Here is a 14,254-nt window from a genome sequence, read left to right as displayed (position 1 = left end):
CGCGCCATGCTCGCACTGCACGGGGGTGCGTCGGTCCGCGGGGGACGGGCCTGGCCGCGCTGGCCGCAATACGACAATCGGACCGCGGCGGAACTGCTTGCCGCGCTGCACTCCTCGCGCTGGTCGGTGACCTGGTACAGCCCGCGCGGCGGCAAGTCCCGCGAGCGGTTGTTCGGCGAGGCGTTCGCCCGCTACAACGACGCGGCCTACGGGATCAGCGTGGACCACGGGTCCAGTGCGCTGGTGATCGCGTTGGAGGCGCTGGGGATCGGGCCCGGGGACGAGGTGGTGGTGCCCGCCATGACCTGGGTCGCTCCGGCGACGGCGGTGCTGCGGGTGGGCGCGGTCCCGGTGCTCGCCGATGTCGATCCCGATACCGGCTGCCTGGCCGGTGATGAACTGCGCGCGGTCGTCTCGCCGCGCACGCGGGCGGTCATCGTGGTGCATCTGGCGTGCACCGCGGCCGAACTCGACGACATCGTGGCGGTCACCGGTGACGAGGGGCTCGCCTTGATCGAGGATTGCTCGCAAGCACACGGCACTCGGTGGGCCGGGCGCGCGGTCGGGACGTTCGGCGCGATCGGGGTGTTCAGCCTCGGTGCGGCCAAGTCGCTGGCCGCGGGGGAGGCCGGGGCCGCGATCACCGACCGCCGCGACCTGTACGAGCGGATGCTCATGCTGCGCGCGGACTCTCGCGCGTACACGGAGGGCGCACCCGCTGCCGGGGAGTTCGAGCTCGTCGAACAGGCCACGGTCATGGGCGCGAACTACTGCATGTCCGAACTCACCGCGGGGCTCCTGCTCGACCAGTTGCCGCGCCTCGACGACCAGCACGCGCTGCGTGAGGCCAGAGCGAAGGATCTGGAAGCCGGGCTGCCCGACATTCCCGGCCTGGAACGCATTCCCGTCCCCGCGGCGGTGGACCGGCGTGCCGTCTACGAATACGGGATCCGTCTGCAACCTGGTGCTTTCGGTCTCGCAAGCGTCGATCAGGTGGCGGCGGCGCTCACGGCCGAACTCGGAACCAAGGTCTACCCGCCCCGCGATCCGCTGCACCGCAGCGCTCTGCTGCGCCCGCAGACCAAGCCTCGCTTCGCGCGGCGCTGGGCCGAGGCCGTCGAACGCGCCACCGGGCGCGACTTCACCGGCGCCGACCACTACCGCGATCACACCCTGCTCATGCACCACAGCGTGCTGCTGGGCGAGCGCGCCGACATCGACGACATCCTCACCGCGCTGGACAAGGTGCGCACCCACGCCGCCGCCCTCGACCCGAAAGGCCTGGCATGAACTCGGAACTCATGGCCGACTGGCAGAGCCGCACCATCGACGGGATCCGCACCCGCCGCGCCGTCGAATCCGACTGGGAGGCGCTGCGCGGGCGCTACGACCGCGCGTTCGGGGGCGTGAAGACCCACGATTTCGAGGCGTGGAAACGGCAGTTCCGGCTCGAGGACATCGCGGTGGTGGAGGACGTCACCGAGGCCGGGGAACCACGCATCGTGGGGACCGCGGCCATCATTCGCACCACGGTGACCGCGCCGGGCGGGGCCCAGCTGACCGTCGCGGCCTGCGCGCAGGGGATGGTCGCCACCACCCATCAGAAGCGCGGAATCTACGCCAAGGTGCAGGCCGAGCTGATGGCCATCGCCCTGGAGACCGAAGCCGACGTGTTCGCCGCCATGCCCGGGCCCGGCGGCAGTTACGCCTATGTCGGCGTCACCACCCACACCCGGCATCTGCGGATCGACCGCGCGCGGGCGAAACTTCGAGCGGCCGAACCGGATTCGGGCCGAGTGCGGGAGTCTTCGTACGCCGAGTCGATGGGGGAGCTGCGCAGGCTCTACGCCCGCTGGCAGCAGGGCACGCCCGGGGCGCTGGATCGCGCGGAGTCCTGGTGGCCCAGTGCGTTGCATCCGCGGGCGTTCGTCTTGACGCACGCCGACGGCTATGTCGTCTACGAACTCGCCGGAGACACCGTGCATGTGCGCGACTTCTGCGCGCTCACCGTGCCCGCCCACCGGGAGCTGCTGCGCTGCCTGCTCGGCCAGGGCGAATACGTCCGGATCCTCCTCGACACCGCCATCGACGATCCCACCCCGCTGTTGCTCGAGGATGCTCGCGCCGCGGCGGTGACCGGCGTCGATGCCGGGTTGTCGACGTGGATCCTGAACCTGCCCAAGGCCATCGCGGCACGAGAGTTCCGGGCCGACTTCCACGGTGTCATCGAGGTGGCCGATCCGTGGGGGTTGAGCGCCGGCGCCTACCGGCTCGACATCACCGGCGGCCACGGCACGTGGACGCCCGCCGACGGGGCGGCCGCCGACGTCCGCATCGGGCCGCTCGAACTCACGACCGCCTACTTCGGCACGCACTCGATCAGCGAGTTCGAGCGCGCGGGCCGCGTGTACTCACTCACCGCCGGCGCCGCCGACGCACTCGACCGCGCCTTCGCCACGACGCGGAAACCCTTCAACACCACACCCTTCTGAACGCACCCGAGGACACCACCGATGACAACCACCCCCGCCGAACCCCTGCCCGCGGCCGGCGCCGCGCGCGACACGACCCCGTCGGTCTGCCCGGTCACCGGCGTCGTCGGCTCCGGCATCACCCGCACCACCACCCCCACCGGCGACTCCGCCTGGCTGGCCACCGGCTACGACCTGGTTCGTGACCTGTTCACCGACCCGCGCCTGGGCCGCTCGCACCGCACCCCGGAAAACGCGGCCCGCCTGGGGGAGTCGGCCTTCTCCGGCGGCCCGATCGGCAACTTCGACACCGAACTCGAAGACCACGCCCGCATGCGCACCCTGCTGCAACCGCACTTCTCACCCAAACGCATGCGTGAACTGCGCCCGCGCGTGGAACAACTCACCACCGAACTGCTCGACGCCATGGAGGACCAGGGCCCGCCCGCCGACCTGCAAGCCGCCCTGGCGCTTCCGCTGCCACTGCTGGTGATCTGCGAACTGCTCGGCGTCCCCTACGAGGACCGCAACCGCTTCCGCGACTGGGTCGACGCCGTCGGCAATGTCGCCGACCGCGCCAAGGTCGAACAGGGCGTCGCCGAACTGTTCGCCTACTGCCTGCACCTGGTCGGCCGCAAACGCCGCGACCCCGGCGACGACGTGGTGTCACGCCTGTGCGCCGTCGACGGCGTCACCGACGACGAAATCGCCACGCACGCCATGGTTCTCCTGTTCGCCGGCCACGAAACCTCCGCCGTCCAGATCGGCGTCGGCATCCGCATGCTGCTCGAGAACCCCGCACAGTTCCAGCTCCTGCACGAGCGCCCCGACCTGGTCGCCTCCGCCGCCGAGGAACTCCTGCGCGCCTGCAACGCCAGCAGCCTGCCCCGCTATGCCCGCGACGCCCTGACCGTCGGCGACACCGACATCGCCCCCGGCGACCTCGTCCTGCTCGGCGTGGCCTCCGCCAACCACGACCGCACCACCTTCACCCACCCGGACCGGGTCGACATCACCCGCCAGGAATCGGCCCATTTCATGTTCGGCTACGGCCCCCGCTACTGCCTCGGCGCTCCGCTGGCCCGGCTCGAGCTCCAAATAGCGTTCTCGCAGTTGGTGACTCGTTTCCCGACCCTGGCCTTCGCCGTGGATCCCGCCACTCTCACCGAACGTGACGATATTTTCACCGGCGGACTCACGGCGTTGCCGGTGCGCTGGTAGCCGAGCGCTTGAAGGCGGTTCTGTACTCGCCGGGCGCGCACCCGGTGTGCCGTCGGAAGAGTTTGGCGAAGGTCGCGGCGTCGCGATATCCGACGAGGTGACTGATCCTCGCCACCGAATGATCGGTTTCCTCCAAGAGCAGGCCGGCCCGCCGCACCCTGGCCCGCTGGAGGTATTCCAAAGGCGTCTGCTGCGTTTCGCCGGTGAAACGGCGCAGCAACGTCCTCGGGCTGACCCCGATGACCGCGGCCAGGGCATCCAGGTCGTAGCGCTGGTCGAGGTTTCGATCCAGGTACCGCGTCACCTCTCGCGACAGCTGACCACCGCGGCGGGCCGGAACGAGTGCCGGGTCGACATACGGAGTTTGCCGAGTCCGAGTGTCATCCAGCAGCGTCAGTCTCGCGGTTGTCCGTGCCACCCGATCTCCGTGGTGTTCACGCACCAGCGTCAGCGCCAGGTCGTACATCGCACTGAACGCCGCTGTGGTGATCACCTCCGCGTCGGCGACCACCACCGTGCGCTCGGCCACGACACTGACCTCCGGGTACGTCTCCGCCAGATCATGCGCGTACAGCCACGAGGTGGTCGCCTCGCGCCCACCGAGCAACCCGGCCTCGGCCAGCAGAAACGCCCCGACACAGATCGACACCACCTTCGTGCCCTGCGCGCGAAGCCTCTGAATCGCGGCGATCTCCGGCCCCAACCGCGACCGCACACCCGCGAACGTCGCGCCGGAACCCGTCTCGAACCCCGGCACGATCAGCACATCCACCTCGCGCAGCGCCGACACCGCGACCCGCAGCCCACCCGCCGCCACCACGTGCCGCCGCGGCGACATCACAACGATCTCCGGCGCCTGCCCCGCCGGCGCAACCTGCGCCGCGATCGTCAGCAGATCCGGCACCGAGTACACCTGCGACGCGAAGCACCCGTCATACGCCAGCACCCCCACCCGCAATCGCGTCACATCACACCTCCTGCGCCGATGGCCAGATCACCCTCATACATGGCGATCCAGCCTATGTGACAGGCCGCGCCCACGCCCTACCTTCCTCGGCATGGACCATGACGACCCCCTCGACGACTTCACCCCACGCGCTGTCACCGTCGACGACATCACCAAGATCGTCCACGTCTCCGGATCCGGCCCCGCTGTCATCCTCATGCCCGAAATGCCTGGCATCAGCCCAGACGTAGCCCGCTTCGCCCGCTGGATCCGAGACGCCGGCTTCACCGTTCACATGCCCTCCCTCTTCGGCGTGGACGGCGCCTACCCCACCGTCGAACTGGGCAAGCGCGTCTACAACCACATCTGCGTGAGCGCCGAATTCCGAGTGCTCGCCGGCACCGGCACCAGCCCCGTCGTCAGCTGGCTCCGCGGCCTGGCGCGCCGAGCCCACGCGGAATGCGGCGGCCCCGGAGTAGGCGCGATCGGCCTCTGCCTGACCGGAAACTTCGCCCTCACAATGACCCTCGACCCCGCCGTAATAGCTCCCGTGATCAACCACCCCTCCCTACCCTTCGACGACCCCTGCGCCCTCGAACTCTCCCCAGCGGACGCCTCCGCGATCGCCGCCCGCTTCGAACGCGAAGATCTCCGAGCCCTCGGCTACCGCTTCGAGGGTGACAAATGGTGCACAGCAGCCCGATTCGCCGCCTACCACTCCATCCTGGGCGACCGCTTCGACGCCCGAGTCCTCCCCGCCGCCCAAGCAAATCCAACCCCACCCCCCTTCTTCGCCCAGACAGTCCAAACCCCCCACAGCGTCGTAACCGCCCACCTCGTGGACAAACCCGGCCACCCCACCCTCGAAGCCCGAGACGAAATCCTCGCCTTCCTGACCACCCGCCTGACCACCCCTCCGCAGTAGCCCGCGAAAGCGGGATCCGCAGCGGCGGAAGGTGAACGTCCTCAGGATAGTTTGGCTTCGGGGGCGAAGGCGGGCAGCTTGTCGAGGCTGCTGCGCACGGCTTCGGTGGCGTACTCGAACATCTGTCGCTCGTAGTCGTCGACCGCGCTGAGCAGATCCTGGCGGCCTTCGTTGGCCTCGATCAAGCGGCGGCGCAACAGGTCCGCGTCGCGCAGCGCGGTGTTCGCGCCGTTGCCGCCGGTCGGGGAGGTGGCGTGGATCGCGTCGCCGAGCAGCGTGACCGGGCCGGAGGCCCAGCGCTCACCGGGCTTGACCACCCGGATGGACAGGAGCGTGCTGTTGTCCGGGTCGGCCTGCTCGATCAGCGCACACAGCTGCGGGTGCCAACCTTCCATCCTGGACAGCACGGCGTCCTGGGCGGTGAGGTCCTCCAGCGAGCCGTTCGGCGGCAGGATCATCGCCCAGCGCACGTAGTCGCCGATGTCGGGCAGTGTGACTTCGGGGGCCAGGTGTTCGGCGGCCTGCTTCGGCGGGGTTCGGAAGCGCATTGCGCCGAGCAGCAGGCTGACGCCGTCGCCCGTGACCTTAGAGCCGAATGCCTTGGCCAGACCGGCGAATTCGTCATTCAGCGGGGTGCGGCCGATGACGAACCGGACGCCGGTGTCGGTCGGGGTGGTCTGTGGCGACAACACCCCCCGGACCGCGGAAGTGACTCCGTCCGCGCCGACGAGCAGGTCGGCGGTGGCCGGGTCGCGGCGGGCGAACCGGGCTCGGACCTTGCCGCCGGCCAGCACGTCGTAACCGGTCAGCGCGGCATCGGTGTGCACGGTGAGACCGGTCAGCAACAGGTGTCGCAGCACCTGCCGGTCGACGACGATGCCGGCCCGGCTCGCGCCGAGCCTGCCGATCTCGTTCAGTTGCGGATCCAGGATCAGCTGTTCGGCGGAGGCGTCCATGACGATCTCGTCGAGCAGCGGGTGCCATCGCGTCGGCAGGCAGCCGCGCACCGCCTGGAAGCCGGTGGGATTCAGCACGAGCCGGTAGCCCTGGAACCGCGCGACGATCCCCGGGTCGCGCTCGAACACGTCGACCTCGATCCCGGCACCACGCAGACCCTGCGCGAGAGCCAGACCTCCCAGACCGGCTCCGACGACGGAAACTCGCATCACGCACCTCCTGGACAGCAACTGGACAGCAATGCGAACTAAGTTCGCTTCTACCGAACTATGTTCTATGCAACGAACTTAGTTCGTGTCAAGCTATAGTTGCCGGTATGCCCGCTGATCCCCGCCAACGCCGCGCAGCCCGCCACGCCCAACCCGCAACCGAAGCTGCCGTGTCGGCGCCACGCAAGAAACCCATCACCGTCGAACGGATCACCGACGCCGCCCTGGAAGTCGTCGCCACCGAGGGGTATGACGCGCTGACCATCCGCCGGGTCGCCGCCGCGCTGGGCACCGGTCCGTCGTCGCTCTACGCACACATCGTCAACAAGGACGACATCGACGATTTGCTGATCGGCAGGCTCTACGCCGAAGTCGCTCTCCCCGAACCGAATTCGGACGCCTGGCGTGAGCAGTTGCTCGGGGTGTACACGCAGATCCGCGACCTGTACCTGAAATACCCCGGAGTCTCGCGGGCCGCGCTGGCCATGGTGCCGACCAACCTGGAAACGCTGCGGGTCGGCGAAGGAATCCTGGCGATCCTGCTCGCGGGCGACATCGAACCCAAGGCCGCCGGATGGGCCCGCGACGCGATGTCTCTCTACGTCAGCGCCTATGCACTGGAAAAGTCACTGGTCCAACAACGACGCAAGCACCAGGATCAGGAATGGGTGCTCAGCCACGAGGAGTTGCTGGACCGCTTCACCGCACTGCCCGCGGAGAAATTCCCTCTGACTCGACGCCATGCCTCCGAGTTGATCTCCGGCAGCGGACACGAGCGCTTCGAGTTCACCCTCCGCCTGCTCATGAACGATCTGCAACCCGCAGCCAGGTGACCCGCGGCGCGCAACGGCCACATGTTGCCGAGACAATCACCGATCCGCACCAGAGGCGGGCGTTCACGAGACAACTTCGGCCACAGCAAGTTTCCGAGGGCCGGATAGGGCCAGGTGTCGCCGGCCGATTCCATGGCTTCGTTGCTGCGCTTCTACGCGGTCTTGCGGCGCGCGAGGATGATCCCGCCGAGCGGACTCTCGGCCGAAGTCAGAGTCTTCTCGGTCTCGATGACGAAGCCCGCATCGTCGAGCCACGTGCGCATTCGGCTGTGCCGACGGCGATGGACCTGGAGATGCATGGGGTGTCCGCCGTAGCCGTGGGTCTTCACAATCGACTCGTCTCCGACGTGGAAGCCGAGTAGCAGTGGTCCGCCTGGGCGAAGCACTCGCTGGAATTGGTCGATGACGGACCCGAGTTCGTCATCGGGGATGTGGATCAGCGAATACCATGCGACCAGGCCGGCCAGCGAGGCGTCCGGGAGGGCGAGGTCGGTCATGGAGCCGACGTCGAACCGGAGGTCGGGGTGATCACGGCGGGCGACTTCGATCATCCCGGGCGAGAGGTCGATTCCGAATGCCTCGACATCCAGTTGATGCAGGTGGGCGGTGATCCGCCCCGCTCCGCAGCCCACATCCGCGACCAGGCCGCCACCCTGGACTCGCACTCGTTCGGCGAACGACGCCAACGCTGAACGTTCTTCGGGTGTTTCGTCCAAGAGGTGACGGGTGAGGTCTGCATACGCAGTGGCGACCGTGTCGTACGACCTCTGCGTGGCTTCGAGCCAGCCGTCAGCGTTCAGTCCCGTTCCCACAGTCGAACACTATCCGGAGAACCCGATCGGGACCCGCCCTCAGTTCAGGGCTGGTCGGTTGCGCCACAGGCGATCCCACTGTCTGCATGTACTGCGGGGCGTGCGGTTCGCGATGCCCAACCTGGCGCAGTTTGACGAGCGGCTCGATGCCACGCAGGATCGATCGTGAGATGGGCGATTCATGCTGGTAGGGCTATTGGGTCCGATAATGGTGGAGGCCGCGGACGGGACGCGTGCGTCGGTCGGGGGGCCTCGGGTGCGGGCGTTGCTGGGGTTGCTGGCGCTGGAGGCCGGGCGAGTGGTGCCGGCGGCGCGACTGGTCGATGGGGTGTGGGGGGAGGATCCGCCCGCGGGGACGGGAAATGCGTTGCAGACCTTGGCGAGTCGGTTGCGTGCGGCCGCGCCGGGGGTGGTGCGGAGTGATGGGGGCGGGTATGTGCTCGAGCTCGCTCCCGAGGATGTGGACGCGCATCGGTTCGCTCGTGAGGTCGAGGCGGGGCGGGCATTGCTCGCGGCCGGGGAGACCGAAGCAGCGGTCGCGCGCTTCGATGCCGCGCTCGCGTTGTGGCGTGGGGAACCGTTCATCGATGTGGGGGAGTCGGAGGTATTGCGGGCCGCGGCACTGCGATTGACCGAACAGCGGCTGGACGCCATTGAACTGTGGGCGGACGCCTTGCGAGCCTCGGGGCGAGGCGGCGAGGCGCTGCGTGAGCTCCGCGCGGAAGTTGTGGCGCATCCTTTCCGTGAGACGCTGGCCGAGCGGCTGGTGCGGGCACTGGCGTCGGCGGGACGAACATCCGAGGCGATACAGGAGTTTCAGCGAATCGAGGCCTTGCTGCGGGAAGAACTCGGCACGGCGCCCGCCGAGGTGCTGCGCTCGGCGTTGGCCGAGATTCACACGATTGGACCTCGGGATCGCGAGGTAGGCGAACCTGCGATCGCGACGATGTCCGGCTCGGGTCCAGCGGGAGTCGCGGCAGCGTCCCGGGTCAGCGGTACATCGAAGATCCCCGCGCCGCCGCTTCCCAAGCGGCACACCAGTTTCGTCGGACGCGGCCGTGATGTGGAGGGGGTGCGGCTGGCGCTGCGCGAGGCCCGGCTGGTGACCTTGTCGGGTTCCGGCGGCGTGGGGAAGACCCGGCTGGCCGCGGAGACGGTCGGGGCGCACACCGTGGACTGGGCGGATGGTTACGCCTTCGTCGAACTGGCTGCGCTCGAGCGTGAACGAGCCGACCGGTCGGCTGTGACCGCGGTCGGCGTGGCGATAGCGAATGCCCTCACCCAGTTCGAGCGACCCGACGAACTGTCCACCGAGTGGGCCGACGTCCTGGAACGGACGCTGTCCGGCCGTCGCATGCTGCTGGTACTCGACAACTGCGAGCATGTCGTGGAGGCCGCCGCGCGTCTGATCGACGATCTTCTGCAGCGGCTGCCCCTGCTGCGGGTGCTCGCCACGAGCCGGGAGCCGATCGGCGTGGACGGCGAGCGACTGTATCCGGTCCGGACCCTGGATCTGCCTGAAGCCGACGCCGATCTACCTGCGGCCGGCGCATCGCCCGCGGTCCGATTGTTCATCGACCGCGCCACCGCGGCACTTCCGGATTTCGTTCTGTCCGACAGCAATGCGGCCGACATTCGGGCCATCGTGCGCGGACTCGACGGCATGCCGCTGGCCATCGAACTGGCCGCCGCCCGCCTTCGGAGCCTGCCGCTGCCGGAGCTCGAGGCGCGACTCACCGATCGATTCCGGCTGCTCACCAACAGCACTCGTCACGCGGTCGCACGCCATCGCACCTTGCACGCGGCCGTCGCCTGGAGCTGGGAACTGCTCACCGATGCGGAAGCCGCCGCGGCCCGGTGCTTCTCCCTCTTCGCGGGCGGCGCGACCTTGGACGCCGTCATCGGCGTGTGCGGTCCGGACGCCATCGACACGGTCTCCTCGCTGGTGACGAAGTCGCTGGTGGACTTCGATGGGCAGCGCTATCGAATGGCCGAGACCATCCGAGCCTATGCGGCCGCGGAACTGACCGCCGGCGGTGAGGCGGACGCGGTCGCCCGCACCCATGCCGACTACTTCCTGGAATTCACGGACGCCGCCGCGCACGGATTGCGCACGGCCGCACAACCGGATTGGCTCGCGCGCCTGATCGCCGAACACGGCAATGGTGAGGCCGCGCTGCGCTGGGCGCTGGAGGTCGGTGACGGCGAGCGCGCGGTTCGCCTGTTCGCGAATCTCGTCTGGTACTGGCTGCTGCGCGGATTGCACGGCGACATCGCCGAACGCCGCCGCGAGGTCCTCGCCCTGCTCGGCGACACACCACCGCCAGGGTGCACCGGGGCCTACCTGGCCTGCCGGTACGCCGAGGATGTGCCGGCGTACTTCACCAATATCTGGTGGGGGCAGATCCGGGAGAACACCGGGGAATTCGAGCGGTTGACCCGCGCGGCCCTCACCGAGGATCGGCCCCCGCACCCGATGTTCGTATTGATCCTGGCGCTGCGCGACCTGCTCGGCGACGATGACCGCCTGCTGACCGCGTGCGCCACCTCCGACGATCCGTGGCTGCGTGGAAACGCGCTGATCGCCAAGGGTTTCGATGAACTCGGCGGCGATCATCCGGCCCGCGCCCTCCCGACCCTGGAGGCGGCGCTGGCCTGCCTGAGCGCGCACGGCGACTCCCGGTCGCACAGCCGAGCCCTGATCTCGCTGGCCAGCTACCGGACCCGGATGCTGGGCCTGGACAGCGCTCGCCCGCTGATCGCGAGCGCGCTGGAACTGCTCAGCCCCGATCTGGGCGCCGGCGAGCGCATGGGCGTGCTGCTGTTCACCGCGGACATGTACCTGGTCGGTGGCGACGCGGATGCCGCGGAGGTCTATATCGATCGGGCCGAAGCCTTGATCACCCCGCACATCATTCCCGCGCCCGGGCGATTCCTGACCGCGATGAGGGCGCACCTGGCGCATCTGCGCGGCGACGACGACGGCGCGATGGAGCTGTACCGGCGGATGGCCGAGTATCCGCTGCCCATCGGCCCGCCGCCCGCTGGCCGCCACGACACCGTCCGCTTCGTGAACCTGGTCTTCGTGTGCACCGCGCACGCGGCGGCCCTGGTCGCGGCCGGTCGGCCGGACGACGCGCTGCGCGAGCTGGCCGTGCCCCGAGATCTGGCCGCCCAGTCGTCGGCAGCGCTGCTGGCCGAGATCGGAATCGGTTACGCCCTGGTCGCGCTCGCGAAGGGCGCTCCGGGCAGCGCGGTGCGGATCCTCGGCGCCACCGACCGGATCAACCGGCGTGCCGGGGTGAGCCGCATCGGCCCGTTCCGGCGGCGGGCGCTCGGGCAAGCGGAGGCGGCGCTCGGGCCGGCGCGCCTGGGCGCGGAGTTCCTGGCGGGCGCACGGCTTCCGGACGAGGCGGTGCTCGAACTGCTGCGTACCGTTCGCTGACAACGACTGTCAGCGGACGGTACGGGCCGCACTGGATGCTCGGGACGCGTATCCCACCGATCCAGGAGTGCACATGTCCGTTCCCTCGAACACGGAACCCGTTGTTTCCGTGCGTGGTTCCCGCCGACTCGGCGGACGTCTCGGCACGGCGGGCGCCGTGCTGGGCGCCGGGTTCATCATGTCCGTGGGCGGCGGCTATCTGCTCGCCCCGCAACGGATGGCCGCGGGTTTCGGATTCACCGAGCGCCCGCACGTCGAAGCCGACAGCTTTCTGAACGTCAAGGGCGTCCGCGATGTGGTCACCGGCTTGATTCCGCTCGCTCTGCTCGCGGCCGGGCAGCGCCGCGCCCTCGGCGTCACGGTGCTCACCCTCGCCCTCATTCCGACCGGCGACATGCTGACAATTCTGGCGCGCCGCGGCTCGACCGCGACCGCCCTGTCGGTGCACGGTCTCACCGCCGCGATGGTGGCCACCAGCGGCGTGCTGGTGCTGCGCCGCGAGAACCGGTGAGCGCTCGATGAAGACGCTGGTCAACACCGCCCACATCTACATGATCATCGGCGTGCTCTCGGGGCTGTACTACCGCGAGATCACCAAGATCGAACATTTCACGGGGCAGACGCAGCTCGGTGTCGTGCACACCCATGTGCTGGCCCTGGGGATGCTGTTCTTCCTCATCGTGCTGGCCGTGGAGAAGCACTTCACGCTCAGCGCCTGGAAGAACCTGTTCGCCTGGTTCTTCTGGCTGTACAACGCCGGCCTGGCCCTCACCGTCGCGGTCATGACGCTGCACGGAACCCTGACCGTGCTCGGCAAGAAGAGCAACGAGGCCATCGCGCTGGTCGCCGGTCTGGGCCACATCTTGCTGACCGCCGGGCTGATCGTCTTCTTCATCACCCTCGGAAAGGCCGTCGACGGCAGCCGAACCGTGCGCACCGCAGCGGCATTCGCCGAACAGGAGGCATCGTGAACTCCGGCGGGCACAACGCGCTGTGGACGCGGGACGCGGTCTCGCTCGCGGCGCTGATCGCCGCGGGCGCCGTCACCGCCGCCCAGGTCGTCGAGGCGCACCTCGAGCGCATCGCGCGGGTCGATTCCGAAATCGGCGCGCTCACTACGGTATTCGCCGAAACCGCGCGCGCGGAGGCCGCCGCGGCCGACCGTGGGGCCCCGACCGGGCCACTGCACGGGGTGCCGGTGACCGTCAAGAACAACCTCGATGTCGCGGGCAGCCCGACCACCTGGGGTGTAGCGGGGTGCGGGCAGGCCATCGCGACCGCGGACGCACCCGCGGTGGCCGTACTGCGGCGAGCCGGGGCGATCGTCATCGGGCGAACCAATATGCCGGACTTCGCCACTCGCTGGCACACCGACAATGACGCGGCGGGCCCGACGGTGAATCCGTGGTACCCGACACGCAGCCCGGGCGGTTCCAGTGGCGGTGACGCGGCCGCGGTGGCGACGGGCATGACGCCTCTGGGTCTGGGCACCGACTTCGGTGGTTCGCTGCGGGTGCCCGCCGCGTTCTGCGGGGTCGCCTCGCTGCGCACCACGCCCGGCCGGGTGGCGGTGGCGTCGAGCCTGCCCGGGCCCGCACCCGCGCCGACGAACCAATTGTTCGCGGCGCCTGGTCCCTTGGCGCGGACCGTGCGTGATCTCTCGATTGTGTTCGAGGTGCTGAGGGACAGTGCCGACTCGCGCGATCCGGGGTGGCTCCCGGTGCCGGACGCGCCGGACGCCACCCCGCCGGCGGTCGCCGTCACGCTCGGTGACGATATCGATCCGCAGGTGCGGGCCGCTGTGCTCGGCTGCGCCGATGCCCTCGAACGCGCGGGATATCCGGTGGCCGAACTGGATCCGCCGCACCTGGGGGACGTGGCGGCCGACTACGGTCGGCTGGTGTCCACCGAGGTGGTGGTGCAGCGCCGCGACGCCATGCGGCGTTTCGGCGGCGCCGGACTCAATACCTTCGTGGACGCGGCGATCAACCTGTTCCCGCCGCTGGACCTGGCGGGCTACATGACCGCGTTGGGTGAGCGCCTCACCCAACGCGCGGCCTGGTCCCAGTTCCTCGCGGAACATCCGATCGTGCTCGGCCCGGTCTCGACCGAACTGCCCTGGCCGGTCGACTACGACCTCGGCGGCACCGCACAGGTCGCGACCATGTATGCGGCGCACCGCCTCACGATCGCCGCGAACTACCTGGCCCTGCCCGCGGTGACGGTCCCGGCGGGCGTCTCGGTCGAAGGTCTTCCCATCGGGGTCCAGTTGATCACCGCCCCGTTCGCCGAGCGTCGCGCGCTCAGGGCCGCCGCCCATATCGAGGCGGCCTTCCCGATGCCCACACCCATCTCCCCGGCAACCGACCCGACCATGCGGTGTCCCGCCTCGAGCCGGGCCCCGGCCGGCGGCTCGGACGCCCTCTGAACATTTT

The 14,254-nt window shown here is 69.4% G+C and carries 12 protein-coding genes; 9 read left to right on the top strand and 3 right to left on the bottom strand.

Annotation, left to right across the window (positions count from 1 at the left end):
• Window positions 1-6 precede the first annotated feature (6 nt).
• The 3 genes from ABZ412_RS05660 to ABZ412_RS05650 are packed head-to-tail and all read left to right on the top strand — an operon-like array spanning window position 7 to window position 3,692.
• On the top strand, window positions 7-1,290 hold the full coding sequence (locus tag ABZ412_RS05660; RefSeq protein WP_357276753.1) for a DegT/DnrJ/EryC1/StrS family aminotransferase: 1,284 nt from the start codon (window positions 7-9) through the stop codon (window positions 1,288-1,290).
• Window positions 1,287-2,492, top strand: coding sequence for a GNAT family N-acetyltransferase (locus tag ABZ412_RS05655; RefSeq protein ID WP_357276751.1), 1,206 nt, complete (start codon window positions 1,287-1,289; stop codon window positions 2,490-2,492). Before ABZ412_RS05660 ends, ABZ412_RS05655 begins: the two co-directional genes overlap by 4 nt.
• A 21-nt stretch (window positions 2,493-2,513) precedes the next feature.
• A complete protein-coding gene (locus ABZ412_RS05650; RefSeq protein ID WP_357276749.1) occupies window positions 2,514-3,692 on the top strand; it encodes a cytochrome P450 in 1,179 nt (392 codons plus the stop codon).
• Here ABZ412_RS05650 and ABZ412_RS05645 read toward each other — a convergent pair.
• Window positions 3,667-4,659 carry a helix-turn-helix domain-containing protein gene (locus ABZ412_RS05645; protein ID WP_357276746.1) on the bottom strand — a complete coding sequence of 331 codons (993 nt, stop codon included), beginning with the start codon at window positions 4,657-4,659 and terminating at the stop codon, window positions 3,667-3,669. The two genes, ABZ412_RS05650 and ABZ412_RS05645, sit on opposite strands and share 26 nt — an antisense overlap.
• Window positions 4,660-4,750: 91 nt before the next feature.
• Between ABZ412_RS05645 and ABZ412_RS05640 the strand changes: the two genes are divergently transcribed.
• The gene (locus tag ABZ412_RS05640; protein WP_357276744.1) at window positions 4,751-5,563 is read left to right on the top strand and encodes a dienelactone hydrolase family protein; all 813 of its coding nucleotides are present in this window, start codon (window positions 4,751-4,753) and stop codon (window positions 5,561-5,563) included.
• A 41-nt stretch (window positions 5,564-5,604) separates the two neighbouring features.
• Here ABZ412_RS05640 and ABZ412_RS05635 read toward each other — a convergent pair whose 3' ends face one another.
• Complete coding sequence (locus tag ABZ412_RS05635; RefSeq protein ID WP_357276741.1) at window positions 5,605-6,729, bottom strand: FAD-dependent monooxygenase; 1,125 nt, start codon at window positions 6,727-6,729, stop codon at window positions 5,605-5,607.
• A 107-nt stretch (window positions 6,730-6,836) separates the two neighbouring features.
• Between ABZ412_RS05635 and ABZ412_RS05630 the strand changes: the two genes are divergently transcribed.
• Complete coding sequence (locus tag ABZ412_RS05630; protein ID WP_357276738.1) at window positions 6,837-7,562, top strand: TetR/AcrR family transcriptional regulator; 726 nt, start codon at window positions 6,837-6,839, stop codon at window positions 7,560-7,562.
• 152 nt (window positions 7,563-7,714) lie between these two features.
• On the opposite strand, the gene ABZ412_RS05625 is transcribed toward ABZ412_RS05630, so the two are convergent.
• On the bottom strand, window positions 7,715-8,248 hold the full coding sequence (locus tag ABZ412_RS05625; RefSeq protein WP_357276736.1) for a class I SAM-dependent methyltransferase: 534 nt from the start codon (window positions 8,246-8,248) through the stop codon (window positions 7,715-7,717).
• Window positions 8,249-8,630: 382 nt separating this feature from the next.
• Between ABZ412_RS05625 and ABZ412_RS05620 the strand changes: the two genes are divergently transcribed.
• The 4 genes from ABZ412_RS05620 to ABZ412_RS05605 all read left to right on the top strand — a co-directional run bounded on the left by ABZ412_RS05620 (window position 8,631) and on the right by ABZ412_RS05605 (window position 14,247).
• The gene (locus tag ABZ412_RS05620; RefSeq protein WP_357276734.1) at window positions 8,631-11,819 is read left to right on the top strand and encodes a BTAD domain-containing putative transcriptional regulator; all 3,189 of its coding nucleotides are present in this window, start codon (window positions 8,631-8,633) and stop codon (window positions 11,817-11,819) included.
• Window positions 11,820-11,892: 73 nt separating this feature from the next.
• Entirely contained in the window at window positions 11,893-12,330 is a 438-nt protein-coding gene (locus tag ABZ412_RS05615; RefSeq protein WP_357276731.1) for a DUF4267 domain-containing protein, read from the top strand.
• A gap of 7 nt (window positions 12,331-12,337) precedes the next feature.
• Window positions 12,338-12,790, top strand: coding sequence for a DUF2871 domain-containing protein (locus ABZ412_RS05610; protein WP_357276728.1), 453 nt, complete (start codon window positions 12,338-12,340; stop codon window positions 12,788-12,790).
• Window positions 12,787-14,247, top strand: coding sequence for an amidase family protein (locus ABZ412_RS05605; RefSeq protein WP_357276727.1), 1,461 nt, complete (start codon window positions 12,787-12,789; stop codon window positions 14,245-14,247). The genes ABZ412_RS05610 and ABZ412_RS05605 overlap by 4 nt, the downstream gene beginning before the upstream one ends.
• The last annotated feature ends 7 nt before the right edge of the window (window positions 14,248-14,254 follow it).

It is taken from the genome of Nocardia sp. NPDC005746, assembly GCF_040630785.1.
In the GTDB taxonomy this organism is placed as follows: domain Bacteria; phylum Actinomycetota; class Actinomycetes; order Mycobacteriales; family Mycobacteriaceae; genus Nocardia.
This window is presented reverse-complemented; position numbering and strand designations above follow the sequence as displayed.